This is a genomic window from Synechococcus sp. WH 8016, assembly GCF_000230675.1.
In the GTDB taxonomy this organism is placed as follows: Bacteria; Cyanobacteriota; Cyanobacteriia; order PCC-6307; family Cyanobiaceae; genus Synechococcus_C.
Genome location: NZ_AGIK01000001.1, coordinates 200,843 through 224,440 on the forward strand (window position 1 = coordinate 200,843; position 23,598 = coordinate 224,440).

Annotated in this window: 30 protein-coding genes; 14 read left to right on the top strand and 16 right to left on the bottom strand. The window is 52.2% G+C overall.

The window, feature by feature from the left end:
- Positions 1-3: 3 nt before the first annotated feature.
- Positions 4-726, bottom strand: a complete 723-nt coding sequence (locus tag SYN8016DRAFT_RS01075) for a response regulator transcription factor (RefSeq protein WP_370586583.1) — start codon at positions 724-726, stop codon at positions 4-6.
- A 118-nt stretch (positions 727-844) separates the two neighbouring features.
- Between SYN8016DRAFT_RS01075 and SYN8016DRAFT_RS14335 the strand changes: the two genes are divergently transcribed.
- The gene (locus SYN8016DRAFT_RS14335; protein ID WP_006852366.1) at positions 845-1,117 is read left to right on the top strand and encodes a DUF6761 family protein; all 273 of its coding nucleotides are present in this window, start codon (positions 845-847) and stop codon (positions 1,115-1,117) included.
- A 23-nt stretch (positions 1,118-1,140) separates the two neighbouring features.
- On the opposite strand, the gene grxD is transcribed toward SYN8016DRAFT_RS14335, so the two are convergent.
- The 4 genes from grxD to SYN8016DRAFT_RS01100 all read right to left on the bottom strand — a co-directional run bounded on the left by grxD (position 1,141) and on the right by SYN8016DRAFT_RS01100 (position 3,008).
- Positions 1,141-1,464: a Grx4 family monothiol glutaredoxin gene (gene grxD, locus SYN8016DRAFT_RS01085; RefSeq protein WP_006852367.1), complete on the bottom strand. Its 324-nt coding sequence runs from the start codon at positions 1,462-1,464 to the stop codon at positions 1,141-1,143.
- 49 nt (positions 1,465-1,513) lie between these two features.
- A complete protein-coding gene (locus tag SYN8016DRAFT_RS01090; protein ID WP_006852368.1) occupies positions 1,514-1,747 on the bottom strand; it encodes a BolA family protein in 234 nt (77 codons plus the stop codon).
- Between the two features lie 68 nt (positions 1,748-1,815).
- Positions 1,816-2,355, bottom strand: a complete 540-nt coding sequence (locus SYN8016DRAFT_RS01095; RefSeq protein WP_006852369.1) for a hypothetical protein — start codon at positions 2,353-2,355, stop codon at positions 1,816-1,818.
- 26 nt (positions 2,356-2,381) lie between these two features.
- The gene (locus SYN8016DRAFT_RS01100) at positions 2,382-3,008 is read right to left on the bottom strand and encodes a 1-acyl-sn-glycerol-3-phosphate acyltransferase (protein ID WP_006852370.1); all 627 of its coding nucleotides are present in this window, start codon (positions 3,006-3,008) and stop codon (positions 2,382-2,384) included.
- A 205-nt stretch (positions 3,009-3,213) separates the two neighbouring features.
- Here SYN8016DRAFT_RS01100 and SYN8016DRAFT_RS01105 point away from each other — a divergent pair, with 205 nt between their 5' ends.
- From SYN8016DRAFT_RS01105 to SYN8016DRAFT_RS01130, 6 genes are all read left to right on the top strand, one after another.
- Positions 3,214-3,963, top strand: a complete 750-nt coding sequence (locus SYN8016DRAFT_RS01105) for a pyridoxine 5'-phosphate synthase (protein ID WP_038013079.1) — start codon at positions 3,214-3,216, stop codon at positions 3,961-3,963.
- A complete protein-coding gene (locus SYN8016DRAFT_RS01110) occupies positions 3,960-4,280 on the top strand; it encodes an MgPME-cyclase complex family protein (protein ID WP_006852372.1) in 321 nt (106 codons plus the stop codon). The genes SYN8016DRAFT_RS01105 and SYN8016DRAFT_RS01110 overlap by 4 nt, the downstream gene beginning before the upstream one ends.
- A 313-nt stretch (positions 4,281-4,593) precedes the next feature.
- Positions 4,594-4,743 (top strand): hypothetical protein, encoded by a 150-nt coding sequence (locus SYN8016DRAFT_RS15195; protein ID WP_006852373.1) that lies wholly within the window; start codon positions 4,594-4,596, stop codon positions 4,741-4,743.
- 1,092 nt (positions 4,744-5,835) lie between these two features.
- Positions 5,836-6,027 (top strand): hypothetical protein, encoded by a 192-nt coding sequence (locus SYN8016DRAFT_RS01120; protein WP_141561302.1) that lies wholly within the window; start codon positions 5,836-5,838, stop codon positions 6,025-6,027.
- Between the two features lie 78 nt (positions 6,028-6,105).
- Complete coding sequence (locus tag SYN8016DRAFT_RS01125) at positions 6,106-6,501, top strand: hypothetical protein (protein WP_006852377.1); 396 nt, start codon at positions 6,106-6,108, stop codon at positions 6,499-6,501.
- 9 nt (positions 6,502-6,510) lie between these two features.
- Positions 6,511-6,978: a nucleoside 2-deoxyribosyltransferase gene (locus SYN8016DRAFT_RS01130; protein ID WP_006852378.1), complete on the top strand. Its 468-nt coding sequence runs from the start codon at positions 6,511-6,513 to the stop codon at positions 6,976-6,978.
- Here SYN8016DRAFT_RS01130 and SYN8016DRAFT_RS01135 read toward each other — a convergent pair.
- The 4 genes from SYN8016DRAFT_RS01135 to SYN8016DRAFT_RS01150 all read right to left on the bottom strand — a co-directional run bounded on the left by SYN8016DRAFT_RS01135 (position 6,957) and on the right by SYN8016DRAFT_RS01150 (position 9,794).
- Complete coding sequence (locus SYN8016DRAFT_RS01135; protein ID WP_006852379.1) at positions 6,957-7,592, bottom strand: DUF3598 family protein; 636 nt, start codon at positions 7,590-7,592, stop codon at positions 6,957-6,959. The two genes, SYN8016DRAFT_RS01130 and SYN8016DRAFT_RS01135, sit on opposite strands and share 22 nt — an antisense overlap.
- A gap of 60 nt (positions 7,593-7,652) precedes the next feature.
- The gene (locus SYN8016DRAFT_RS01140) at positions 7,653-8,234 is read right to left on the bottom strand and encodes a glutathione S-transferase family protein (RefSeq protein WP_006852380.1); all 582 of its coding nucleotides are present in this window, start codon (positions 8,232-8,234) and stop codon (positions 7,653-7,655) included.
- Positions 8,235-8,312: 78 nt separating this feature from the next.
- Entirely contained in the window at positions 8,313-9,314 is a 1,002-nt protein-coding gene (locus SYN8016DRAFT_RS01145) for an SDR family NAD(P)-dependent oxidoreductase (protein WP_006852381.1), read from the bottom strand.
- A gap of 240 nt (positions 9,315-9,554) precedes the next feature.
- The gene (locus SYN8016DRAFT_RS01150; RefSeq protein ID WP_006852382.1) at positions 9,555-9,794 is read right to left on the bottom strand and encodes a hypothetical protein; all 240 of its coding nucleotides are present in this window, start codon (positions 9,792-9,794) and stop codon (positions 9,555-9,557) included.
- Between the two features lie 61 nt (positions 9,795-9,855).
- On the opposite strand from SYN8016DRAFT_RS01150, the gene SYN8016DRAFT_RS15675 reads away from it, so the two are divergent.
- The gene (locus SYN8016DRAFT_RS15675; RefSeq protein ID WP_253909756.1) at positions 9,856-10,329 is read left to right on the top strand and encodes a hypothetical protein; all 474 of its coding nucleotides are present in this window, start codon (positions 9,856-9,858) and stop codon (positions 10,327-10,329) included.
- Here the strand turns inward: SYN8016DRAFT_RS15675 and SYN8016DRAFT_RS01160 are convergent.
- Positions 10,326-10,562: a hypothetical protein gene (locus SYN8016DRAFT_RS01160; protein WP_083825887.1), complete on the bottom strand. Its 237-nt coding sequence runs from the start codon at positions 10,560-10,562 to the stop codon at positions 10,326-10,328. The two genes, SYN8016DRAFT_RS15675 and SYN8016DRAFT_RS01160, sit on opposite strands and share 4 nt — an antisense overlap.
- A gap of 105 nt (positions 10,563-10,667) precedes the next feature.
- Between SYN8016DRAFT_RS01160 and SYN8016DRAFT_RS01165 the strand changes: the two genes are divergently transcribed.
- Positions 10,668-11,114, top strand: a complete 447-nt coding sequence (locus SYN8016DRAFT_RS01165) for a Fur family transcriptional regulator (RefSeq protein WP_006852385.1) — start codon at positions 10,668-10,670, stop codon at positions 11,112-11,114.
- Here the strand turns inward: SYN8016DRAFT_RS01165 and SYN8016DRAFT_RS01170 are convergent, their stop codons facing one another.
- Positions 11,115-11,588 carry a hypothetical protein gene (locus SYN8016DRAFT_RS01170; RefSeq protein ID WP_006852386.1) on the bottom strand — a complete coding sequence of 158 codons (474 nt, stop codon included), beginning with the start codon at positions 11,586-11,588 and terminating at the stop codon, positions 11,115-11,117.
- 94 nt (positions 11,589-11,682) lie between these two features.
- Between SYN8016DRAFT_RS01170 and SYN8016DRAFT_RS01175 the strand changes: the two genes are divergently transcribed.
- Positions 11,683-11,907, top strand: a complete 225-nt coding sequence (locus SYN8016DRAFT_RS01175) for a cell division protein SepF (protein ID WP_253909757.1) — start codon at positions 11,683-11,685, stop codon at positions 11,905-11,907.
- Here SYN8016DRAFT_RS01175 and arsS read toward each other — a convergent pair.
- From arsS to SYN8016DRAFT_RS01190, 3 genes are read right to left on the bottom strand one after another with little or no spacing between them, the layout of a single operon-like run.
- On the bottom strand, positions 11,900-12,994 hold the full coding sequence (arsS, locus tag SYN8016DRAFT_RS01180) for an arsenosugar biosynthesis radical SAM (seleno)protein ArsS (protein WP_006852388.1): 1,095 nt from the start codon (positions 12,992-12,994) through the stop codon (positions 11,900-11,902). The genes SYN8016DRAFT_RS01175 and arsS overlap by 8 nt on opposite strands.
- Positions 12,939-14,150, bottom strand: a complete 1,212-nt coding sequence (gene stpA, locus SYN8016DRAFT_RS01185; protein WP_006852389.1) for a glucosylglycerol 3-phosphatase — start codon at positions 14,148-14,150, stop codon at positions 12,939-12,941. The genes arsS and stpA overlap by 56 nt, the downstream gene beginning before the upstream one ends.
- A gap of 56 nt (positions 14,151-14,206) precedes the next feature.
- On the bottom strand, positions 14,207-14,794 hold the full coding sequence (locus SYN8016DRAFT_RS01190) for a glutathione S-transferase family protein (protein WP_006852390.1): 588 nt from the start codon (positions 14,792-14,794) through the stop codon (positions 14,207-14,209).
- Between the two features lie 513 nt (positions 14,795-15,307).
- Between SYN8016DRAFT_RS01190 and SYN8016DRAFT_RS01200 the strand changes: the two genes are divergently transcribed.
- The gene (locus SYN8016DRAFT_RS01200) at positions 15,308-16,837 is read left to right on the top strand and encodes a hypothetical protein (RefSeq protein ID WP_006852391.1); all 1,530 of its coding nucleotides are present in this window, start codon (positions 15,308-15,310) and stop codon (positions 16,835-16,837) included.
- Here SYN8016DRAFT_RS01200 and SYN8016DRAFT_RS01205 read toward each other — a convergent pair.
- On the bottom strand, positions 16,834-19,485 hold the full coding sequence (locus SYN8016DRAFT_RS01205) for an AAA family ATPase (RefSeq protein WP_006852392.1): 2,652 nt from the start codon (positions 19,483-19,485) through the stop codon (positions 16,834-16,836). The genes SYN8016DRAFT_RS01200 and SYN8016DRAFT_RS01205 overlap by 4 nt on opposite strands.
- The gene (locus tag SYN8016DRAFT_RS01210; RefSeq protein WP_038013592.1) at positions 19,476-20,675 is read right to left on the bottom strand and encodes a DNA repair exonuclease; all 1,200 of its coding nucleotides are present in this window, start codon (positions 20,673-20,675) and stop codon (positions 19,476-19,478) included. Before SYN8016DRAFT_RS01210 ends, SYN8016DRAFT_RS01205 begins: the two co-directional genes overlap by 10 nt.
- A 121-nt stretch (positions 20,676-20,796) precedes the next feature.
- Between SYN8016DRAFT_RS01210 and SYN8016DRAFT_RS01215 the strand changes: the two genes are divergently transcribed.
- From SYN8016DRAFT_RS01215 to SYN8016DRAFT_RS01225, 3 genes are read left to right on the top strand one after another with little or no spacing between them, the layout of a single operon-like run.
- Entirely contained in the window at positions 20,797-21,951 is a 1,155-nt protein-coding gene (locus tag SYN8016DRAFT_RS01215) for a phosphotransferase enzyme family protein (protein ID WP_006852394.1), read from the top strand.
- Between the two features lies 1 nt (position 21,952).
- The gene (locus tag SYN8016DRAFT_RS01220) at positions 21,953-22,549 is read left to right on the top strand and encodes a DOMON-like domain-containing protein (RefSeq protein WP_006852395.1); all 597 of its coding nucleotides are present in this window, start codon (positions 21,953-21,955) and stop codon (positions 22,547-22,549) included.
- A gap of 19 nt (positions 22,550-22,568) precedes the next feature.
- Positions 22,569-23,561, top strand: coding sequence for a lytic transglycosylase domain-containing protein (locus SYN8016DRAFT_RS01225; RefSeq protein ID WP_006852396.1), 993 nt, complete (start codon positions 22,569-22,571; stop codon positions 23,559-23,561).
- Positions 23,562-23,598 lie beyond the last annotated feature (37 nt).

Sequence of the window (23,598 nt, forward strand, 5' to 3'; positions counted from 1 at the left end):
CCCTTAGTCCCTGATGTTTTCAAGACTGAATCGGTAGCCCTGCTGGCGAACGGTGGTGATACCACCGCCGTCTCCCAACCCTGCTTGCTCCAGTTTGCGACGCAGGGTGAGCACCTGAGTGTCAACAGATCGCGGACCTCCACTAAAGGGAGGCCACGCCATTCGCAGCAATTCCTGACGACTCCGCACCATGCCGGGAGGCATCAACAAAGCGCAGAGCAAGGCGAATTCCCGTGGGCTGAGTTCCACAGGCTTCTCGCGCAGGGTGACCTGGCGAAGAAGGAGGTGAACTTCTAACGGCCCCACACTGACGCGCTCTTGAAGACCGCTATGGCCCCGCTTAAGCAGCGTGCGGCAGCGTGCCGCTAATTCCTCAAGACCGAAGGGCTTGCGGAGCACATCGTCCGCGCCGTCGTCGAGAAGACCAACGACCGGCTCAGCGCCAGTACGCGCGGTTAAGACGATGACGGGCGACCGCAATTGTTGGGCCAAGCGCAAAGCCGAACTTTGCTCGAGGAGCTCAGCACAAACCAATAAATCAGGAGATTGGTCCTGGCAAAGCTCCTGAGCTTCAGCAGGGGAGGAAACCGCTGCTGTTAGATGACCGTCTTGACGCAAACGCTGAACCAGAACAGTTCTCAGCGTGGGGTGAGGCTCAACAACCAGAACCCGGAACGGTTCTCGAGGCTGACCTGCAGTCGGCACGAATTGTGAAGTGGAGACCAAGTCAGGACTGTTGTCCAGAAGGTCCCGGGATGAGGAGGTCACACAGCACGGAAAACCGCGCTTACGCTAGTACCATTCCATTGATTGCTGGTAGCAGAGGCTGCAGCTCACACTAAAGATGACATCCCTTCAGCATCCGGAAGCCATTCGACACTTCCAGTCGCTGTGTGATGCCTGTCAGGAGCTGACCACCAGGTACCACACCCCATCTGAGCTGAGACTGTATGCCGATGGGTATTTGCACGCTCTGAGGCGCTGTAGCGCCTTGGAAACCCGCGAAATGGCTCGCCTCGAGTCTCTGGTTGAGCGATGGATCATGGATCCATCTAGCTTTATTGGCCCCGATGGGGATGTCAGTACGTTGTACAGCCATCCCCATCGCGATTGGTAAGGATCAAATCCAATCGCACAGATTTAGCTGGCGAGCTCGATCTCCAATTTTTCCTTCAGCTCACCCGAGTTATACATTTCGATCAGGATGTCGGATCCACCCATGAATTCCCCTTTGACATAGACCTGGGGAATCGTGGGCCATTCGGAGTAATCCTTGATGCCCTGACGGATTTCCATGTCCGACAAGACATCGAAGGTTTCAAAACTCATGCCTAGGGCATTGAGGATCTGAACCACATTGTTTGAAAAGCCGCATTGAGGCATTAATTTCGTGCCCTTCATGAACACAAAAATTGGGCTGGACTGGATCAGCGTCTGAATGCGCTCTTTGGTTTGGGAATCCATAGATCAACGTTTGAGTAAGAAGATAAAGACTTAACGAACGAGCGAATACTTAGCCAGGAGTTGAAGTGATAAGCGCCAATGCGTGAATCGCCTCACTTGCAAGATCTTCCCGCAAGGCCCCGTAGACCAATTGGTGCTGTTTGATTCGGGTGAGACCCTCGAATTTTGCAGACACCACACTCACTTGAAGATGATCTCCACCTCCAGTGAGGTCTTCCACTGAGACCTGAGCATCTGGAAGAGCTCGGCGAATCGCCGAACTCACCGCCTCTGACTGAACCATGCAACGCCGGATTGAACTGAGCTGATGCTGGCAGATCAACGTCGTGAATGACTCCTCTGGATCACTTCTTATTTCGCTGCTTTTGCTCCTGCGAAGGGTGTCTCTACAAATCCCAGCTCAAGCAAGCTTTGATAGGCCTTTTGACCCTCGTTGCTGGTCGGAGTCATCAGACGAACGACTTCAACCAGGACTGGTACAGCAACTTCGGGCTGATTTTGCCGTCTGAACAAAGCGGCTAAGCGCAGATTGGCCTGGGCCAGAAGGGATAGAGCTTCGCGTCCTTTGGAATCCATCTCCCTGGGAATGCGTGCATCCAGACCTCTGAACGCACCACTGAGATCTCTATAGAAAGCCAGCAGCTGCTTTGCAGCAGTCCGAGCATTGTCGTAATCGGTCTTGGCTTGGCCAAGATTTCCTGATGCGACTGCTGCATCACCGCGGTTGAGAAGGCTTTGGACAGCTGCCACGTTGAATCCAGCACCACTGGATGCCAGAACTTTGCTCACAGAGGGGGTGGTTCCATCTGAAGACTGAGCCAACACCTGCACTGGAGCAGCAGCCAATCCAGCCAAAAGGGCCAAGGCGGTGATGGTGAGACGGGAACGCATGAACTGAGCAGGACAGTGGGCGGACTTTAGTGGCTTCTTAGCGGTCGGCCCACCGCCTGTCGGGCCGCTTGTTCAGCCGTATGCATCCGATTGGCCAACTGTTCACTCATACGAGCGGCAGCTTCCCTTCCCGTTCCTTCCGCTACGAGCGGTGCCTCGAAGCAGACGGCTGCACGACTAAATGCTGAGGGGATGGCTTTGCTGTACGCGATCCCAACGGGAACAACTTTCACAGGAATCCCACTTGTTGTGGACATTTGGGCAAGACGAACGAGTCCCTGTTGCAAACGAATCGGTTCGTCGGTGCGGTTGATTCGCCCTTCAGGAAAAACCACCACCTGCTGGCCAGCCCCTAAGAGATCAATCGCGTAGCGAAGTGTCGTGAGGGTTGGACGTCCTTGGTCAACAGGGAAGCAGCCGAGCCGATAAAGAAACCAGCCCTGAAGGCCTTTCATTTCGGTGCGCGTCACCATGAAGCGGCAATCACGGCCGGTGACGCGTCGCCCCGTTGCCATCGGCAAGATCAGGGCATCCCAGCGCGCTCGATGGGTGGGGGCCAAAAGAACAGGCCCCTCCTTCGGGAGGTGGTGGCTGCCAAGCACATGTCTTTCTCGGAAATACCAAGGCAATGCCAGGTCTTGCGTGAACAACATCGCAAGCGATGACCAGAAAGGGTTCATCGCTGAACCCAAGACCTCTCCCCTAGTTTTCAGAGCGCTGCCCACGGCTGAAGACCGCTTTCCTACACGCTTGAAATGTAGGTGGCTCCTGTCTCTGGATCGCTCCAGCTTGGGCAGTTAGAGCGGCGTCTCGGTTGTGGGCAACCCGCGGATAAAGTTGATCCTTTGAGTGAGGGTTGTGGCCAGTCTCGGGGTCAACATTGATCACATTGCCAATGTCAGGCAAGCCAGGCGCACGGTCGAACCCGATCCTGTGCCGATGGCCTTAATGGCTGAATTGGGTGGCGCTGATGGGATCACGATTCACCTCAGGGAAGATCGCCGTCACATCCAAGATCGTGACTTAATGCTCTTACGGCAAACCGTTCGGACCCGCTTGAATTTGGAAATGGCGGCCACCTCAGAAATGGTGGAGATTGCGCTGCGAGAACAACCAGACATGGTCACCTTGGTGCCAGAACGGAGAGAAGAGGTCACAACAGAGGGAGGATTGGATGTCCGAAGTCAGTGCAAAAGCTTGTCTTCTGTGATCGATACGCTTCAGAGCAACGACATTCCGGTCAGCTTGTTCGTGGATCCTGATCGAAATCAACTTGAAGCTTGTCAGCAGAGCGGCGCCCGTTGGGTTGAACTTCACACCGGACGCTATGCGCAGGCCAGCTGGAGAGAACAACCCATCACCTTGGCCCGTCTCATCGAGGCAACGGAACAAGCCAGGTCGATGGGATTACGGGTGAATGCAGGGCACGGTTTGACCTATCAAAACGTGGAGCCCATTGCTGCTATTCCAGGCATGGAAGAGCTCAATATCGGGCATACCATTGTGGCCCGGGCTCTCTCCGTGGGTTTACAAGAAGCCGTGAGAGAGATGAAGAGTCTGGTTCAGAATCCCAGACGTGACCCCTTGTTCGGAAGCAGTTGCTCATGACCACCCATCATTTTGTTGCAGCCAGTGCTCGCTTTTTGACAGAAGAGGAACCTCTGGAAGAAGTTCTCAAAGAAAGACGCAGGCATTACGGCGAACAGGGCAAAACCATTGATTTTTGGCTGGTTCGCAATCCAAGTTTTCTCAATACTCCTGAATTATCTGAGATCAAAGCCAAGGTTCCCCAACCTTCCGCAGCAGTGGTTTCTACAGATGCAACCTTCATCACATTTATGAAGTTGCGGCTGGAATATGTGATCGAGGGGCAATTCGAAGCACCAACTGATTCCATTCCAGATCCTCTTGCTGAAGCGAACTGACCAAATAGAATTCAACCCCACCTCTGAGGGTGATGACTGGGGGCAACGAGTGGCGATTCTTATCAATTCAAATAAAATGTGCGCTCGTTAGACGTCTAATGATTGATATTGGATAGCCAAGCTTCTTGCAAAAATCAAGCTCGCAACTTAGTTTGATGATAGAAAGAATCTGATTCGCGATTGTTGTGTCCGGGATTGCTTCGGTCTAACCATATAAATGTGCACGATTGGGATCAGTTTCCTTCGCTGAGCTGGTGCAAAAGTGTTTTAATAAAATTAGAAAAGTTTAACTCTTGAGATCTTGGCGTCCGTCATGGTGATTCGACTTCCCTTGCTCGCCGCAATGTCTGCTTTCGTGTTGGCTCTCGGCTTGGCAGCAGCCTCCAATGCTCAGCAGGAACTCTTGAGGAGGCAGGTCTGTTGTGAGGGCTGTTCAATGAATGCCGAGGTCTGTAAGCCCTAGGCGTAAGCGGTGTTTTCGGCTCAAAGATATCGCTCTTATCGTTGAACCCCCCTATTGGCTTGTTTGTAATCCTGCTGTGGGAACGATCGGTTTTGATCGTATGATTGGTTGATCAAAGCATCGAGGCAGGCGATGCATGACAATGATGAGTATTTAGTCAGTCGCTAATGGAGTTTAGTCGAGTCCAAGTTATTCAAGCGTTGTGCAATGAATATCTTCATTTGTTTAAAGATGCCTATGATCCGAGGTTTGATCTCTCATTTAAAGAGTATCAATTGTTGATGGAGCAAAAAACTCTTGAAGAATTGATCAAAGAAACCTCCACAGATAAGGAGTTTTACACCCTGGATGACTTTATGAAGCGGTATGGTTAAGCCGTTCATGTTGTTGGTCTGATTTTTTTCTGGGGCAAAGTTGATCACGACGTCAAGCATGGCTTGGCCTGGATGGATTGAGTGCTCGCTCCTTAACTGCCACAACAGATTCGGGTCCTGTTGATTCTCTTTGATCTTGATGACAGCACAGAGGCTGGCGCCCTGCTTGAAAGCAGTTATGAATTACTTGGTAGCAGCATTCACTGATGCAAATCAGTATCGCCTCAGCACAGCCTATTGGAACCGTGATTTGCGAAGGAGAGCATAAGCCTTTCAAAGCATCGGCGTGCCCTATTCGAGCGCTTGACTATGACGAATCACAGATGAGGGATGACGATGTCATTCGACATCAACAGCGTTCAGAAGTGGAATATGACTGCTAATGATTCATGGCTGATACAGTGTTGATGGGCTGTTATCTTTCACCGAGAAATTAATAAATGCAAATCAAATGCAAATCAAATGCAAATTAAATGCAAGTTGAATGCAAGTAGTGAGATCGTCCTTATCCCATCAAGGGTTGTTGAAGTTGTGAGTCTCCTTATGAGGCCAGATTGGCTTGATGCGTTGAAGAATGAGGCATCTGTTTAGTCGTTCTCTCCCTGATCTCTTTTGATCCAAGGCCTTGATCGTGGATCACAGCATCAGGCGCAGACAGGATTCGTAGCAATTCAAGCTCTTTTTTGTAACACATTGGTTTGAGCTCATTTCAAGATAGGTGACCAAGCAACTCAATGATGCCTGTTTTGCCCCAGCTCACGATGAAGGTAGAGCGTCAAGAACTTGTCAAAAAGATGGCAAAGCCTTTTATAAAAGAGCCCAATTATCTCCAAACCAAGCACTCATTCACCTGTTTTGTTTCTCGGATGTCAGCGCCAACAGTTCTGCATTGTCTTGCTTTGATGGATGAGTAACTGCTTCTTTTGTTGGCCTTTGAATTCTAGTTTGCCAGGTTCATCTATAGAATGGAGGTGCGATCTGAAATGAAATGCTGCAACTTTCTTGGATCCAATTTGATTTAGCTGTTGAGACAATCACTGAACGCTATAGCTCTCGTTCCTTCGCAGGCGTTTACGGTGTTCCTCGCGGTGGTGTTTGCCTTGCAGTGGCTTTGAGTCACGCGCTCTCCCTTCCTTGGCTGCCAGAACCAAAGGACGGTTGCTTAGTTGTGGACGATGTGTATGAAAGTGGGCAGACCTTGAGAGCGATCCGCGAACAGGTTGACGCGACGTTTGTTGTTTGGATGAGCAAGTGCGCTCCAGAATGGTGGGATGCCGCTACAACGATCTCAGCTGATGAATGGTTGGTTTTTCCCTGGGAAAATGTTGACCTCGCTGTAGAAGATGAAGGTCGCTATCGCGCCTCAAGATCCATGCATCCCTGAAACTTTTTCATGACATCGAAAACCATTTATCTGGCTTCTCCTTACGGGTTTTCCGCCCAGTGCAAGCGCCTTCTGATTCCTGAGTTTGTGGAGGCTCTCGCCCATCTTGGTCTTACGGTTTGGGAGCCTTTTGAACGCAATGCCGATCTCGACACCAGCAAGCCTGGATGGGCCTATCGCGTGGCCCAGCAATGCATGCAGGATGTCCGTGACGCTGACGGGGTCTTTGCGATCGTGAATGGAACTCCACCAGATGAGGGGGTGATGGTGGAGGTTGGAGCTGCTTATGCACTCAACAAACCTGTTTTCCTGTTCCGTGACGACTTTCGCCGTTGCACCGATTCTGATCAGTACCCTCTCAACTTGATGCTCTTTGCCGGGTTGCCTGAATCGGACTGGCAGGAGATGGTGTACGACTCAATGGATTCAATTAAAAATCGTGATCGCTCCCTGGCTCAATGGGCGCAACTGGGCTGATCAATCCAACTGTCCGATAAAGGGGAAAGGGCACCTTCTGCGTTGTACTGACGCAGAATTTGATGCGTGATTCCGTTTTGATCACACCAGCGGATACCACAGCCCGTGATATCTCCTTGTTGGCGATCTCTTGGATCAATGAATAGCTCCACTCCTGGCTCCGGTTGCCAAATCTGTAACGATCCAAAGGATGTTGATTGGCACTCCAGTGGCTGTGACGGGTTTTGTGGTTCTGTGTCTTCTTTGGCTTCTACGACATAAATGATCCGTTCGAGTCCGCTCACCCCGTGGCGAACGATCATGCGTCGGCGTTGTTGTTGATTGACAACGCAGAGCTCCGCAACCCAGTTCCATGGTGTGATGAAATTAGGACCTGTTGACCAATGTCCAGTATTTGTGACTTGCATCGATGGAGGAATCGATCCGAAATTCATCGATTGCTGCCGGCCATTCTCTTTGTAGGTTAAACATGTCTGAATAAAGCCTTCCGCTTCTTTGACCTCAAGGGACGTGGAGAAGCGCTCTTGTTCTTTTCCTGTGTGATCCATTCTGATAAAGCATCCCTGCCAATGCCCACTGTTGTGCAAGAGCAAGATTTTACGAAGATCATGCATCGGTTGGTCAGATTGGTTTCGTTAGTTCGGCTAGCTTGGATGTGCTGCTTTAAGTATTGATTAGCCGATCCCCATGATTTTTTTATAGGAAGGACGTTCGCGCGTGGTTTGAATTAATGCTTCGACTGACGGATAGGCACTGAGATCTTCACTTGGGAAGAATAATTTGATATATGCCAAGTAAGATGAGATAGCGCAGTCAGCGGCGCCCCATTTGTTGTTGACAAAATATCCTTTTGCAATTTCTGAATTCAGTTGCGTTAAAAGTCGCGGCAGAGTTTTTGCTTTTTGGTCTGGAACGAAAATAGCAAATGCTAATGTTGAGTTGGCAAAATGTGTCCATTGGCTGATTAATGATCGATCGCACGGCCTCTTGATCTCGTTGCCATGATGCTCGGCTAAATGCAATAAAATGGCGCCTGATTCAAATAAGACCAAGGGTTGTCCGTTGGCATCGACAATGGAATCATCCTTCATGGCTGGAAGTTTCCCGAAGGGATTAATCGATAGAAAATCTTCTTTTAGATGTTGTTCTTCAGCTAACGAGAGTTCGATAAGCTCATAGGCAATGCCCATTTCTTCCATGTACCAACGGGGCATGGAGGCGCGGGTTTGGGGCCCGCCGTAAAGGATGATTGCCATCTCTAATAAGATCTTTGTTTCTCTTGTGATGCTAATAGATGCTTGCTCTTGATGTGATCCCAAAAAGAGGTCTTGGATCTAAGGGGTCTCGCCGAGTTTCTGATTGATCAAGTGTTCGCTGAGTGTCCATAGTTCCTCTCCAAGCTGCTCATTGTTTCCCTCATGGCTTGTCTCCGTTTCTTTGAAAACATGTTTTCCAGGTCTTATTAGTTGATTGCTGATGTATTGAAATCCGTTCTTTTCATAGATAGATCTATCGGCTAGTCCTGCAAGGAGTGATCCTGCTTTTTGCACGGTTTCTGTTAGCCGAAGTAAGTCTCTTGCAACGAACGTAAAGACAGCCAGGCCGATCGGATTTTGCTGACGACTTGTTCGAAAAAAACCACCGCTTCCTTGAGGAATGATCAGTCCTGGGCTCCATGCAACCACTGGGATCTCTTGCCCACTTTGTTTGAGTTTGATGGCAATATGTTTTGCCATGAGGATATTGCAGAGCTTGCTATCTTTATAGGCTTTGTCGGCATCAAAATTATTCTGACCGTTGAGCATTGCCATGCTTTTCTGATCTTTTAATCCAGCAAGTGTTCCCAGTGTGGCTGGTAGGCCAACGCGCCCTCCTCCGCTGATTGGGTTGTGCACTTCAGAGCTGGTGATCACGAGCCGAGGTTTCTTGCTTTTGATAAGCAATGGCAGCAGGCGCATGGCGATCAGTTGATGGGCCAGATGATTAACGCAGAACGTTTCTTCGATCCCTTGTTCAGTTAATCGTGGCTCTTTGATTCCTACATTTTGAATTCCAGCATTCAGAATGAGGGTGTCGATCGGTTCGTTTTTTTGAAGGATTGTGCTGCAACCAGTTTCAATGCTTTTGAGATCTGTGAGGTTCATGGCTATTCCTTCTGCTTTTATGTGCTCCTCGCTCTCTGCCGACAAGGTTCTTACCGTTTCTTGACAGCGCTCTGCTGTGCGGCAGAGCAGTGTGAGCCGATGCCCTCTCTGCGTTAATTGTTTGCTTGCCTCGAGTCCGATGCCAGAACTTCCTCCTGTGATCAGAATTCGTTGAGCAGTCTCGTCTTGCATTCAGGGCTGGAATGGTGATTGATAAGAGAAGATTGGGGGCTTTGCGTTCTATAGACTTCCTTGCTCTTACTGTGATGCTTTATTGATCACTACATTGTACTTTCTGTAGTGGTTAATTGCGTCTAACAATGTTTTTAAAGCAAGCTATTAATGCTGCTGGCGTCTATAAAATGAATGCAATATAAAGAAATGATTGGTTGGTTTTTGAGTGGGTTGCTTGATGGCCTCTTCTCGAGGATCTCACTGTTGTGGAATGCGCTCCCACCAGGATGGCTTGAGAAATGTGTCTTCGTCGTTTGCTTCTACCAGGTCGCCGTTATTGAATTGATCAAAGTCATGGGGGTGAATGTCAAATCCCCTCTCTTTGGCAACACTGCATTGATCATCGACATCTGCGCATTGACTTGATGCACAGAGAGCTTTCAACGTTGCATCGGCTTTGATGGCGTTGGCAAGGTCGATCACGGCCTGAGCGGACATGGGCTTTGTGTGTCTTCACTCCTTATAAGCGCTGATTCTTCCCTTTGGGGCTGGTTGTTGCTTGCTGGAGCCTTCTGCGGATGAGGTTGCGGATGGGGCTGCTGATGGTTCCAAGCGTTTCGTTGCGTTGATGACGTTCGGCTTGCATCGTTGCTATGCCGAAGTCAGTCATGGTTTGGAAGCGATGAAAGGACTGCGCTTTGCACTCTGCGTCCTGCCATTTCTGAGTGGTGGTGCCGTCTTCGCTGACTCCATGTCTTCCACGACTGTTCAGTTGCAAGTGGGTCAGTCGATCCGTGCGGCAGATGCTTCGTTGTTGGCATCAGGCTGGTTGCCACAACCCGATCAATCCATTGAGGGGCCTAGGCGAGATCCCTCTGGATCAGCCCTTCCTGCTCTTTCCGCCTGTTCTGGGACAGGTGTTGGCTTTTGTCGTTACGACTATGCCAAGGACCGACAGCGACTTTCGGTGGTAACGGTCCCCGCAGCGTCCTCCGATTTGTCTGGGTTGGTTCAGCGTTGGTGGATTGATTAGCCAATCATGTTGGTGAGCCTGAGCGTTCCCCACAGATCAAAGACGCAGAAGACAACACCGATCACGATCAAATCCCAGGCCCGATGACGGATCGCCCAGGGCGCAAGGAAGACTTCAGCAATGCCGTGCAGGGCAGTGCCAAGCGCCACGTACTCGAGCACGAGTAATCCATGTGCCAGAAGGAACAGCCCGCTGGCTACAAAGCGCATCAACACTCGCCAGGAGGTAGACACAGCAATTGGAAAACAGAGTCAAACCTTACCGGTCTTTTTCCCTGCCATGTTTTCCTCTCGCATTAATCGGTACTGTTGAGAAGAGTTGTTCCGGTGCAGACGCCAATGGCCTCGTTGCCAGTTCCGGTTGAAGGACCTCTAGAGCGTGGTTTGCATCAGGACGGCAGGCGCTTAACTCCCCAGCGTCGACTGATTCTCGATCTGTTTGAGCAAATCGGTGGGGGTACTCACCTCAGTGCCGAGGATGTCCACCGATTGCTGGTGGATTCAAAGGCCCGGGTCTCATTGGCGACGATTTACCGCACCTTGAGACTGTTGGTTGAGATGGGCTTTCTGCAAGAGCTTGAACTGAGTGATGGCGGTCGTCGTTTCGAGCTCTCCAGCGGCGATCATGGCGATCATCATCATTTGATTTGCGTTCGCTGCGGCCGCACCGAAGAATTTGAAAGCATCCCAGTTCTTGAGGCTGGCCGTGATGCAGCCAAGCGATTCAACTTTGAACTGATCGAATCGAGTTTGAACGTGCGAGCCGTTTGCCCTAATTGCCTTTAATCATTGATCGTTGCTTGGATGCTCTGAACAGGGCATCCAGAAGTCACCCATCGCGTGGACCCCTTGGCATCCTTGCGCAGCGGCCTGGGCTTCGGCTTCGGCCCGGGTGGGGTAGGCCATGAACCTCGGGTCATCGCCCTCTTGATGTTGGTTTGGCTGGCCATGCTGGTGAGCGCTGTGATCAGTTGAGTTTTTGCCTAAGGGCACGAGCCCCATGCTCATCGGTCCTGCGGTCCAAACGCCCATGGTGTTTACGCCGATCGCCAACAGACCCATCCCCACCACCGAGAGGTTGATCACACCCATCGCGACAACTCCGATCGAGACGACCCCCATCGGAACAACTCCGATACAAATCACCCCCATGGGCACAACTCCGATGGAGACCGTCCCCAGCGGAGCAATTCCGATTGCGAATTTCTTTGGCGTCGTGCCGCAGTGTCCTCCTTTGGTCTTTGGGTCTGGATCAATCATTGATTAATTATTACTGCTCTTGTGGCGAGCAGAAGCTTCCGTCAATCTGGTGAGTATGGACCTTTCTGGCGTTTCAGGCTTTCACGAAATTATCGTGCTCCAACCTCGAGGATTCGAAGAGGGGTTGGACGCGGTCATGGCTGTACGCGAGCAACGCACTGTTCTGCTCAACCTTTCAGAGATGGAGCCGAAACTGGCGCAGCGCACCGCTGACTTCGTTTCTGGTGGCGTCTATGCCCTGCAGGGGCAGGAGCGTCGTGTGGGAGAGCGGGTGTTGTTATTTGCACCGGCCTCTGTTGATATTGATCAGCTCAGCTAAGCGCCCCACCACAGCTGGAGCCCCCTCCAGCTGTGCATCCGAAACAGTGAGCTCCAACAGCTATCGGTTGGTTGTTGACGGTTCCAGATTGATTCAGAAGTTCATTAAGGGTCCTTGGTCCAGAACGCACGGGGATGCCTAATTGTTGATTGAAATCGCAGTCGAACAAGTGTCCAGTCCAGTCGACACTGATCAAATGTCTGCACATCACTGCGCTGAGGTTGTTGTCGCGATGGGCTTGATGCAGCAAGGCGTAATAAGCCTCAAGCTCACCACGGGCCTTTAACGTTTGGGCAAATCTTTGAATTGGCATGTTTGTGATGGTTAATAATCTGCTGAAATGAATGCCATGATTTTCTAAGAGTTTTTCGCGATATATGCGTTCTAATTCTCCTTGTGCAGGTGGTAATTGTGCCCCTGAAGGATTGAAGACTAAATCCAGTTCAAGGTTGCTATTTGGCATTCCATAACCCAGTGCATTCAGGCTTTGTAGGCCAGCAATACTGCGCTGAAAAACACCAGAACCTCGTTGGGTGTCCACTCTCTCCTCTTCAAAACACGGGAGAGAAGCAACCACTTTGACTCCTGCATCGGCCAAAAATGCAGCTAAATCTTCTTGGCCAGGTTCTTGAAGGATCGTGAGATTGCAGCGATCAATTACTTGAACACCAAGGTCTCGAGCTTCTTGGACCAGTGATCGGAATTGGGGATGCAGTTCTGGAGCACCTCCCGTTAGGTCGAGGCAGTTGAGTTTGAGCGTTTGGAGAACCTTGGGAATGAGCTTGATGTGCTCCTCTTCCATCATTTCCGTTCGCCACGGTCCCGCATTGACATGACAATGGCTGCAGCTCTGATTGCAGCGGTAGCCCAGATTCACTTGAAGTGTCTCAAGCTCTCCACGGTTGAGTGCAGGGAACGGCTTCGCGCTTCGCTTGGGATCTTGCTCAGTGAGGGGGGAGATGGATGTCAAGGGGAGGGGATGAGGGGACCGAGGTGTTGGTTTTGGAGAAGGCTGCAGCGCTGCTGATGAGCTATTCAGCATCAGTGCAGGAATAAGGCAATGTTTTAAACCAATCGACGTACTCATTGGGACCTCCCTTGACGAGGCAGTCAAAACGGAGTGGGTCGTCAGGATCGCTGATCCCTGAGAGCTGGCTGTTGCTCAAATTCGGGCGATCGACTTCTCCATGACTGCTATCCACAAGAACAACACGGGCTGGCCGGTCATAACTTGCACCGAGTTGTTGAAGAAGGGTTAAAAATCCTCTGTCGCTTCCTCCTCGCAACCAACCATTACCCAGCGGACAGGGCGTGGACGTCACGGTGTCACCGACGCCAACCAGCATCGGAATGGCATCGCGTTTGATGTGCTGATGACAAAGATCCAGCAGGGCTTGATGATCGTGGGGCGCGTTGCGCACATTGAACGTCTCACCAAGTGGCGCAGTTCCGGTTTTTTGTGCGATGTGCCGATTGATGAGCACGAGCAATCCCACTTCTTTGATGGCTCCCTTCAGCATGAATTGGATGTCAGTGGTTCCAACATCGCCAGGTTCTGCCGGTTTGATTCGTTCCTCACCAGAGGCATCAAGTCCCAGGTTTGGAGCGACGTGTAGAAAAAATGACTTGGGTAGTCCAGCCTCTGCTGCGGCTGACATCAGGGCATCCATCAAATCGGACAACATCAATTGCAGCTGTTTTTGGCGATCCACGTCTCCTTGGATCCTGCTGAACAGACTGTTCAGGTTGATGGTTGGTGAGACTTGCGTATCAAGAATGGCGAGCTTGAGTTCTTCCTCGAGTGCTTGGCCCTGTAAATCAGGCAGGACTTGACTCAGTTTGAAGCGCAATAGATCTTCCATCCTTTGAGGCACGGATTCCAGGAAGCTCATTTCCTCATCGCTGACCCCGGGGTGGCAAACCCTGCCAAATCGGTCTTGAAATTGAACGCCTCCCGCGGCCAGCCCTGGCAGGTAGAGCCCCTCCCGTTGGGCCTTCTGGTTGTCGCCTAGGGCTTTTTCAACGAGTCGGTTTACACCTCGCCTGCCCTCATGTTCACCGTTCGTCAGCACGCTGAACTTGTTTTGCATCGCTGCCGCCGCTTGCACGTAATCAGCGCGAAGGCTGCGGGTGAGCGGATCTTTGACAAGGGGCATGCAAACTCCGTCGAGGTCTTGCACGATCAGCAAGTCTGTCTCCGCACTCATTTCGTCACGGAGTGCATCAAGGCTTAGTGGTGCCATTGTTTGAGCGATGTCCTTAGGAGTTTTGAAGCGGTTCGAGAGCGCGATGGGGTGTTTTAGCGCAGATTTCCCATGGCTTTGCGATAAGCGGGACGACGCTCAACATGTTTGATTGTTGTTCGGATTGATGGATAGGGAGTTAGATCGATCTGGGGAAACATTAAAGGCAAATAAGCTAGATAGGCCTGAATAGCGCAATCCGCTGCTCCCCAGATGTTCCCTACAAGGGGTTGACCTGTTTCTAATTGGCGATCCAACTCTTTCATGAGATGCGGAAATTCTTTCTCTCGATGCCTTGGAACAAACAGGGCAATTGATAGGGTTGAGTTGGCAAACTGTAACCACTGGCTTGTAAGAGCTTTGTGTTCAATTGTTTGGATGTCTTCGCTATATTGCTCTGCCAAGTGCAAAAGGATTGCTCCGCTTTCAAAGAGGGTGAGAGGCTCTCCATTTGGCATTGAAATACTTGAATCAATCAGTGTTGGAAGTTTTCCAAATGGGTTGATTGCGAGGAATTCTGTGTTGTAGTTCTCGCCCTTCCGATGATCTAGTTCGATTAATTGATAGGAGATGTCTTTTTCTTCCATGTACCAACGTGGCAGGCTTGCCCTCGTTTTTGGACCTCCGTATAGCGTCAACACCATGGAACCTTCCTCAGATTTCTAAAGCTTTTGGTGATGCTTCACCCGGGGGGTTCCAGTGTTATCACAATGGCTGATTCATTGTAAATACCAATATCAAAAGGGATCCAGCGCTCCTGTCGATTCGATCAAAAGTCGTGAGATGGCTGTGGTTTGTTGGTGCGGAATCAGACTCTTATCTTTGTTGCTTGGCTGAAGACCAGCGTGATGAATCTGTATTGAATTGAACACTATTTTGTCTTTGTGCTGGTTATGGCGAAGGGCTGTCTTGTTTGTTTGACCTCATTCTTTAGGCAGTTTTAATCTTTGCTTGGTTTCTGGGCCTTTGGTGTTGAACAGCGAGAGCGCGAGATGGCTGTAGCTGCCTTGCTAGCGGGGGTTTTGAGGCGTGATTGTTTGAGCGCAGCTCCCTTTGTTCATGCCGCGAAGCATGCCCGCAGCCTGGTGCTTCCTCATCGGGAACATCGAGCTCAGCTATGCCTTCTTTAGTGTTGGGGTGTGCAAAGCGATGGGTTGATGGAGACGGTGCTGGATAGCAACTCATTTTTTTCGCCGTCTCTTGATCGGGACGCCATCCACCGCCGCATTCTGGAGCTGGAGAAAGGCAAGGTTGGCCTCTACAGCGTGGGGCTCTATCCCGCCTCCCTGGCCTACAACTGCGCCATGCAGAAAAACAGTGAGGGGCATCTCTTACTGGCCCCTCGCCCAGGTCGTGACTTGCTTGGCGCGTTTCCCGACGATGTGATTCAAGGCATGGACGAAGTCCATGTGGCAACGATTGAGGCGATGGCCACCCACGAGCTTGCTGGCAAGCGTGTGACCAACTCCTTAGCCGACCTGCTGATGCGCTGTGAGTTGGTGATCCTTAGTGCGAACAGCAACCACGTCGAGGAAGATCTGAGAGAGGCTTGTCGGCTGCGCTCGGAGCTCAACAGGGAGCAGGTGGTGATTGCTTGTCTTGCTGGCTCGTTTGGTCATGATCAAATCGCCAATGAGTCTTATGTGCTCTGCGAAAAAGAGCCCAACTTGGCTTTTTTCTCAGGCTTTCATCGGCATGGAGCCTTACGAAATCCCCTGGATAGTTTCACGGCCAATTTCTGTCATCCCAATGCGTTAACGGCTCTTTTGGGCGCACGTTTGCTTGATTGTCTTTCGCCGAATATTCAGGTTTCTCCGGGGGTTCACAACGTGGAGGGCCAGTACATCAAGGCAGCTAAAAACATGGCATCCGTGTTTGCAGGCTTTGGTTACTCGTTTCACAAACAGAATCCAGGCGTTTTGCCGACGTTGCTCACGCTTCTTTTGGATCAATGCCTGGATCAGGCCGCCACGGTGTCGATGGCACGCCGCGATCGTCAACGGCTGTACAACCGCCAGCCATTTTCACTTACTGAACTAGGTTATGGCGTGCCGAGAATTGAAGCGGCCCTGGTGCGTGAAGGGGACATGGAGAAGGTTCGTGACCACACCTTTGCGCAACTCACGGCGATGGTGGCTGATGTTCGCGGCAGCATGATGATGCCCGTTTCAGGGAAGCCCACACGGAATTTTCAGGTTGGTCAGGTGCTTTCAGATCACATGCGCCTCGAGCAGCGTTGTCCTGAAAGCATGGAGGAATTGGAAGGTTGGTGTGAAGCTGCCGGCTTACGCAAGGGCGGTCTAGAGGGGTTGAAGGCTTTGCGTTATTGGCCACAAATTGCGCGCAAATATTCCATTCCTGTTCACGATGCATCCATGATCAATTTGCTCTATATGGCTATTTATGGGCGACAAGCGACCAAAGATGTTGCTTTTTCAGTCATGACTGATAGCCGGCAATTATCTACCTATTGTCAAGAATCTGTTCGACCATCCCATAGCCGCCGTTATGCCGAGGCTTTGCAGAATCTGGACCTGCCGGAGGCCATGGATCTGATCGTTAATGCCGTGATTGCAGATAATGCAAGACGCCTGATTCGAGGCGATTCAGGGTTCGAGGATATGGAAGTTGATGATGATCCTCCGGCCTATCTCCGAGCGATGAATGTGATTGAAAATGCGCTTTAATCAATCATGATGACGTTGTCGGCCACGGATTTGTAGGGATCAGGATCACAGCTCAAAACAATCACCTGGAGGCCCCTTGAAACGGCTTCTTGCAACATCTTCAAAACGCCCTGCAAGCGCTGAGCATCCGTGTTGGTGAAGCCGTCGTCGAAGAGCAGGGGAAGACAGCCCCCATGCCGCTCTTTAAGGGTGTCAGCAATCGCGATGCGTAGGGCTGCATTCAATTGTTCTTTCATCCCGCCGCTTAATTGCTGAAAGGCAAAGAGCGTTCCCTCCCGTTGTAGGCCTAGTTGTTGCAAGCCATCTTGTGGGTCATAACCAAGCGAACAGCCGTCTTTTGGGTTGCCCAGCAGGGGTTGAAGGACCTGATTGATGTTCTGTTTAAGCGGATTGGAATAGCGCTGAGAGAGATCACTGCGCGCTTGTTGAAAGCGTTGAAGTAGATGGCTACGGGCGCGGACCAAGAGGGCTTCTTGCTGTTCAGCTTGCATGGCTAAGTCGAGCTTTGCTAAGGCTTCTGCCACTGCGGAGTGGAGATCACTCTGTCCAAGAGAGTCGCATCGTTCCAGGAGTGCACCACGCTGGCTCCCCAGCTCATGACGCTGCTCTGTGAGCTGATGCTCTAGGCGATCAAGCGTTTCTAATTCCGCTTTTGGATTGCAGATCTCTTGCCCTGGGATGGGTCGTTGAAGGTCCTGAATATGAGCTTTCAATGCCTGTTGTTGATTGATCACTGTTTGGATCAATTCTGCGAGTTGTTCCTGCGATCCCACCTCTTGTTCAAGTGTTTGATGTTGCTTTAAACGTTGCTCCTGCTCTGCTTTGAGTCGTTCTTGCTGGAGACGCTTTTGCTGCCATTGTTTCTGTTCGGCATTGTGCTGAACTTCCAGTTGCCGCATCTGTTGTTGATGGGTGTTGCTTTCGTCTTTCAACTCTCGGTAGTGAATCCGGCACGTTTCTAGGTCTTTTTCATCATCTGAACTGGGTTTCAGACCGTTGGCTGGAAGACCTTGATTGAGGGCATCCAACTGGAGACGTAACTCCTCGAGGTTGGGGAGGTTCTGTCCTGGAGGAGGAGCCAGTTGTGTTAATTGGGCTTTTAAAAGTGCTTGCTGTTGGAGAAGGAGGTTGCGTTGTTCGTTGCGTTGTTGAGCCTCCTCAACGGAGCTTGCGTTCCAACGCTTTAAGCCAGCTTGCAAGGCACTTTGGAGGGTCTTTTGTGTGTTTTCGAGTGAGGCGAGTCCTGTTCCTTCGCCTGGGCTGATCTTTAGACGGACGTGCTCTCCAACGCCAATGCGGAAGACCCCTGCTTGTTCACATGATTCACCTTCCTTCAGGTCTGATCCCTCAATGGAAATGGTCTGATCTGCCGATTCCACCAAAACTTTGGAGGCCATGCTCTCGATGCGAATCGCGATGGCCCGAAGCTCCTCTTGGGTTTTGTTCAGTTGCTGCAGGTCTTGGGCGGTCCCGGCGTCGATCTTGTTGAACGCCGCGTTGAGTTGCTGTTGCTGTTCGGTTAGGCGTTGGCGTTCCTGATCCTGGAGATGGAGACTCTCAAGGCGCCGTTGCAGGTCATCGCGGTCCTTTCGTTGTCTCAGCAAGAGCCCCTGTTCTTCCAGGGTTTGTTTTTTTTGTTCGAGTTCTGCGGTCCGCTTCTGTGCCGCTTTGATTTGGTTGCTGGCCGCGTTGCAGGTCGTCTCTAAATCTTTGAGTTCACGCTCCAAGCTGGCCAGGCTGCGCTCACAGGCAGTGCTGTCAGCCGCAAGCTGGCGCAAGCTGGCGCAGCTTTTTTCGAGTTGCTGCTGCTGCAGGGTGAGTGGCTTCAATTGTTGAAGCGCTTCCTGCCACTGAAGCAATCGCTGGCGCTGTCGTCGGAGTTCAGGCAATTGCTCGCGCTCCAGGGCGCGCAGCTTGGTTTCAACCCGATCGAGCTCTTCACAGGACAGCTCAAACCCCTGCAGTTGTTCCAGGCTTGAAGCGTGATGCTCCTTGGCGGCTTTAAGAGCTTCTTGCCGCTTCCACAGTTCGCTTTGCTGACGAACGCCTCGGCTGCTCAAGCTTTCGGAGACCAGGCGTTCGAGTTGGGTGTGAACGCGTTGATCCAAGGGTGATTGCAGTGATTGCTCGGCTTGTTGTTCCAAGCATTCGATCAAGCTGTTGAGGTCGTAGTGCTCATGGCCGAGGCTCAGCAAGTCGCGACCCGATTCACCCTGCTTGACCCAAAGATGGGCCCAGCGGCTGGGCAATGTTTTGTTCACCTGCCTGCTGTTGAGGATCTCGTCAACGCCGAGCAAGTGAGCTAGCTGATCCTCAGCGGCTGATCCAATCAGAGCCGCCTGCCCTTTGGCTGCCAATTGGGTGGTGCCACTGGGTCCGCTGAAGCGTTTGAGCAGGGTCCAGTGTTGTTGGCTGGCTTCAAATTCCAGCTTGATTTGGGGGTGGCCGGCATGGAGCTGGGAACGCAGATCCTGCGCTGCCGTCCCACTGGCGGCCGCACGCACAAACAGGGTTCGATGCAGTGCCTCCACCAGGGAACTTTTGCCGCTTTCATTGGCTCCGCCAATGACCGTTAACCCTGGGGAAAAATCCAGAACCAGTTCTTGATGGCGGCGAACGCTGGTGAACTCACTGCGAATCAGCCGCATGAAGCCTCCTGATCCTCTGCTTCTTCCAGCACAATCCTCTGCAATTCGAGCAGCGCTTGTTCGAGCATGGCCCGATCTGTTGCGTTGTGCTCAGCGCCGGGGGCGGTAGCGCTGTTGTCATCCAATTCAGCTGCAAGCTCTGTCGTGATGCCCCTAATCAAGGGCGCATCGTCGCGTTGCAGAAATCTTTGAAATTCTCCTGGTTCCGGCCTGCGCTTGGGCATCCCGCGAATTCTGAGGTGGAGAAGTTGTTGATCTAAATCTTGCAAATGCTGTTGCAACTGTTGGTGCTCTTGAAAAGAAAGTTGGCCGCTGAGCTCAATCCTCACGAGATCTTTCCCAACCTTGCGCCCCACAGAGGACGCGATTGTTTTTTTGAGGCCCTGAAGATCAGCCCCACTGTTCAGCTTGGCGTCGATCCTGTGCCATGACATGGCCCCTGTTGCCATCGGAGTGACCTCTGGGGTCCGTTGTCGGTGCACGTCAACCAGAAGGGCTTGCGAGCGTTGGTCGTGAGAACTTGTGGGGAAACGATCGGGTTCAGGGGTGCCGGAATACCAAGCGCGTGGGTTCAGTTGGGTCAGGGCATGCCAATCCCCAAGAGCGATGTAGTCCACCTCCTCTTCAGGCCATCGATCGAGATGCAATTGGTTGACCTGTGCATCTGCACCAAAGCCCTGAACGGAGCCATGGGCGAGTACAACCCTGGGCTGATCGTGGGGCAACGCACTCCAATTCAGGGATTCCAGCCAATCTGCGGGGCTGCGACTGTCTCTTTGGCGCAGCAACGGGCAAGGAAGTAGCACCATGCCTGCCATGACCTGAGGCTCTTTTTGCAGGAGAAGCTGCAAGTTCGGGCAACGCTCCCGCATTTGACGTTGCACATCTCGGCGCTGCCAGATGCCACCAGCACCTCCATGGTCATGGTTTCCAGGAATGACCAGCACAGGACAGCTGATCGAAGCGATGGCTTCCATCACCTCCATCACAATGCCTGGCGCCACCGTGCTCGAGTCGAATAGATCACCGGCTACCAGGACGGCATCAAGGTTGTGTTCGCTTGCTGTTGAAGCGATACGGGATACGGCATTGATCCGTTCTTGCTGAAGTCGGGCTCGTTTTTGAGGATCCTCAATCCAGTGATACGGCTTGCCGATTTGCCAGTCAGCCGTGTGAAGAAAACGTGGCACCGTTGCTGAGTGGGTGTTCTGACCCCATGCTGCCGCTTCCCGGCTCTTTTTCCGCACACTCAGCGCTGGCGGATCAGCAGATACACGGCATTGTTTCGTCCTGAGTCTCATGCGATTCGTCATGGCCGATGCCACCACCAGGCTTTACCCATCGCTTGACGCGATTGCAGGACTGTTTCACCCGCCCGAGCAAATCACCTCGATTGACACGCTTGGCTCTGGAAACGTGAACGACACCTTTTTGGTGTCCCTGGCAGCGGATGCGGATTGTCGGGCCTTTGTCATGCAGCGTCTGAACACAAGCGTGTTCGAAAAGCCCGAGCTGGTCATGCGCAATTTGCTTGCCTTGGGCACGCATGTGCAACAACGTTTGGCGACCGATCCCCCTGAATTGGCTGGACGGCGTTGGGAGATTCCCAAGGTTCTCCCCACACGCCATCGCAAAGGCCATTGGGTTGAGCACAACGGTGAGTTTTGGCGCTCGATTTCCTACATCGGAGCGGCCACCACGAGTGATGTGATCCGCGATGCTGGCCATGCCCGAGAGGTGGGGTATGGATTGGGAATGTTCCATCACCTGATCAGTGATTTACCCACTGGCGACTTGGCAGACACCCTTGAGGGCTTCCATATCACTCCCAGCTATCTCAACCATTTCGATACTGTTTGCCGAGATCAAACCCAGTGGATTGAGAAGCAGTTATCTCTCGATCCGCGCCTGAAACGTGCGCTTGATTTCGTGGAACGTCGTCGCGACTGCGTGGATGTGTTGGAAGCGGCTTGTGCACGCGGTGAGCTGCAACGACGCCCGATTCATGGAGATCCCAAGATCAACAATGTGATGCTCGATGAGCGCAGTGGTCGCGCGGTGGGATTAATCGATCTTGATACGGTCAAGCCCGGATTGGTGCACTACGACATCGGCGATTGTTTGCGTTCTTGCTGTAACCCTCTTGGCGAGGAGACCTTGGAGGTTGAGATGGTGAGGTTCGATCTCAATCTCTGTCGGGCGATTCTTGAGGGCTATCTCACGATGGGCCGTTCTTTTCTTTCTGAACAGGATTTTCGCTATCTACCAGACTGCATTCGTTTGATTCCGTTTGAGCTTGGGTTGCGCTTTTTAACCGACTATCTGGATGGCGATCGTTACTTTCGTACAGAACGACCGTCTCACAATTTGGATCGTGCCTTGGTGCAATTCGCGCTGACCCAATCGATCGAAGTCCAGGGGGATGACCTTCAGCTCATGATTCGCGAACTTTCAGGAGCGTGCTGAAATGTCGCGCCATCCCGTGATGGTCCGGCAGGTTTGCCCGCTCCTTCCGCAAGAACCCCAAGAATCACCCAATCTTTTGCTCAGTGCTGAGTTTGTTTGGCGTGAAGGAGGCGTTCTTGAACTCAGCTACAACCTTCGTCCTTCCCAGCGTGATGGCGATTTGCTCGCGCTTGCGTTGCCTTGCTCAGAGCCAACATCAGGTCTAGCGACAGGTCCATTGCAGGGGGATCGCCGCGATGAGCTTTGGAAGCACAGTTGCTTTGAGGCGTTCATCGGCTTGCCCGACTCTCAGCATTATTGGGAATTAAACGTATCGCCGTTGGGTCACTGGAACCTGTACAGCTTTGAGCGCTATCGACAGAGTGGCTCTGGGTTGGTGGAGGCCTTGCCACCAGCCGTCACCGTCCGACAAACGCGACGGGACTTTCGTTGTGATGTGGTCTTGGATTTACGTCCTTGGTGGCCGATTGAGGGCATGCCTGAACTGGGCTTGACGATGGTCCTCGAGGAAATCAATGGCCGCCTCAGCTATTGGGCGCTCTCCCATCCAATGGAGGCTGCAGACTTTCATGACCGTCGCAGCTTTTTGACCTGTTGATGGATCGTCGAAGCTTTTGATGATGACTTCAGTCCGCCGCCTCCTGATCTCTCTGTCCCTCTTGGCGATTCCCCTGGCCTGGGGCTGTGGCTCCCCTGCCCTCCAGGACCCCAACAATCAAGAGCAGGGAGTCTTGGAACAGGTTGAACCAACGGAGCTCGCTCTTCCAGCTCTCCCTACCAGCCCAGATCTTCCCCGCGCTCCTTCTGGAGCGCACTACCCGCTGTTTCCGGCGAACCCTGATCAGCTCGCTCAATTGTTGTCAGAGATTGAGCTGGCCATACGCAATCCCGACGTTTCCTCAGAGGCCATTCCCCCTCTGGCTCATCAGCAACAGGTGCTCTATCGGGTGTTGTCGCATCGCCCTGCTCTCGCCAATCAGGTGAGATCCAAGCTCGATGAGCGCTGGCGCTGGGTCTTTGATCAGCACATCGCAGCTCGGCGCTCGTTTCTTGCCATGCATCGTGGCCCTGCTTCCTCCACGCTTCCGGCCTGGCGGATTCAAACTCCGGCTCCTCCAGATCAATTGCTCAAGGCTTACCGCAGTGCTTCAGCGACCACGGGGATCGATTGGGAGATTCTGGCTGCTGTGAATTTGGTCGAAACGGGGATGGGTCGCATTGATGGCATTTCCGTCGCCAATGCTCAAGGTCCCATGCAATTTCTACCGACAACCTGGACGGAACCTGGAATTGGCCGGGGTGGTGACATTCGCGATCCATGGGATGCCATCCATGCGGCGGCACGCTATTTGGTGCGCCGTGGTGGCCTTCAGGACATCCGAAAAGGGCTCTGGGGGTACAACAACAGTGATCATTACGGCAGGGCTGTGGTCCATTACGCCGACCTGTTGAAACGGGATCCTCTCGCCTATCGCGGTTTGTATCACTGGCAAATTCACTACGCCTCGTCGGCGGGTGATCTCTGGCTTCATGAGGGGTACAACCAGCAACAGCCCACAAACGTCTTGGAGTATTTGCGTCAAAACCCGCACAGTCGTCCTGCAGGTTGAGGCTTAGAAACTGGCGTGATCGCCTTTGACCTCTACG

Coding starts and splice junctions, on each gene's coding strand:
- SYN8016DRAFT_RS01145 (WP_006852381.1), bottom strand. CDS start 9,314: ATGCAAGACGAGACTGCTCAACGAATTCTGATCACAGGAGGAAGTTCT.
- SYN8016DRAFT_RS01100 (WP_006852370.1), bottom strand. CDS start 3,008: ATGTTGTTCACGCAAGACCTGGCATTGCCTTGGTATTTCCGAGAAAGA.
- SYN8016DRAFT_RS01140 (WP_006852380.1), bottom strand. CDS start 8,234: ATGGCAATCATCCTTTACGGCGGGCCCCAAACCCGCGCCTCCATGCCC.
- SYN8016DRAFT_RS01170 (WP_006852386.1), bottom strand. CDS start 11,588: ATGATTGATCCAGACCCAAAGACCAAAGGAGGACACTGCGGCACGACG.
- SYN8016DRAFT_RS01090 (WP_006852368.1), bottom strand. CDS start 1,747: ATGGTTCAGTCAGAGGCGGTGAGTTCGGCGATTCGCCGAGCTCTTCCA.
- SYN8016DRAFT_RS01150 (WP_006852382.1), bottom strand. CDS start 9,794: ATGTCCGCTCAGGCCGTGATCGACCTTGCCAACGCCATCAAAGCCGAT.
- arsS (WP_006852388.1), bottom strand. CDS start 12,994: ATGAGTACGTCGATTGGTTTAAAACATTGCCTTATTCCTGCACTGATG.
- SYN8016DRAFT_RS01200 (WP_006852391.1), top strand. CDS start 15,308: ATGGAGACGGTGCTGGATAGCAACTCATTTTTTTCGCCGTCTCTTGAT.
- SYN8016DRAFT_RS01135 (WP_006852379.1), bottom strand. CDS start 7,592: ATGCATGATCTTCGTAAAATCTTGCTCTTGCACAACAGTGGGCATTGG.
- SYN8016DRAFT_RS01205 (WP_006852392.1), bottom strand. CDS start 19,485: ATGCGGCTGATTCGCAGTGAGTTCACCAGCGTTCGCCGCCATCAAGAA.
- SYN8016DRAFT_RS01215 (WP_006852394.1), top strand. CDS start 20,797: ATGGCCGATGCCACCACCAGGCTTTACCCATCGCTTGACGCGATTGCA.
- SYN8016DRAFT_RS01110 (WP_006852372.1), top strand. CDS start 3,960: ATGACCACCCATCATTTTGTTGCAGCCAGTGCTCGCTTTTTGACAGAA.
- SYN8016DRAFT_RS01125 (WP_006852377.1), top strand. CDS start 6,106: ATGCTGCAACTTTCTTGGATCCAATTTGATTTAGCTGTTGAGACAATC.
- SYN8016DRAFT_RS01190 (WP_006852390.1), bottom strand. CDS start 14,794: ATGGTGTTGACGCTATACGGAGGTCCAAAAACGAGGGCAAGCCTGCCA.
- grxD (WP_006852367.1), bottom strand. CDS start 1,464: ATGGATTCCCAAACCAAAGAGCGCATTCAGACGCTGATCCAGTCCAGC.
- stpA (WP_006852389.1), bottom strand. CDS start 14,150: ATGGCACCACTAAGCCTTGATGCACTCCGTGACGAAATGAGTGCGGAG.
- SYN8016DRAFT_RS01165 (WP_006852385.1), top strand. CDS start 10,668: ATGGCCTCGTTGCCAGTTCCGGTTGAAGGACCTCTAGAGCGTGGTTTG.
- SYN8016DRAFT_RS01095 (WP_006852369.1), bottom strand. CDS start 2,355: ATGCGTTCCCGTCTCACCATCACCGCCTTGGCCCTTTTGGCTGGATTG.
- SYN8016DRAFT_RS15195 (WP_006852373.1), top strand. CDS start 4,594: ATGGTGATTCGACTTCCCTTGCTCGCCGCAATGTCTGCTTTCGTGTTG.
- SYN8016DRAFT_RS01220 (WP_006852395.1), top strand. CDS start 21,953: ATGTCGCGCCATCCCGTGATGGTCCGGCAGGTTTGCCCGCTCCTTCCG.
- SYN8016DRAFT_RS14335 (WP_006852366.1), top strand. CDS start 845: ATGACATCCCTTCAGCATCCGGAAGCCATTCGACACTTCCAGTCGCTG.
- SYN8016DRAFT_RS01225 (WP_006852396.1), top strand. CDS start 22,569: ATGATGACTTCAGTCCGCCGCCTCCTGATCTCTCTGTCCCTCTTGGCG.
- SYN8016DRAFT_RS01130 (WP_006852378.1), top strand. CDS start 6,511: ATGACATCGAAAACCATTTATCTGGCTTCTCCTTACGGGTTTTCCGCC.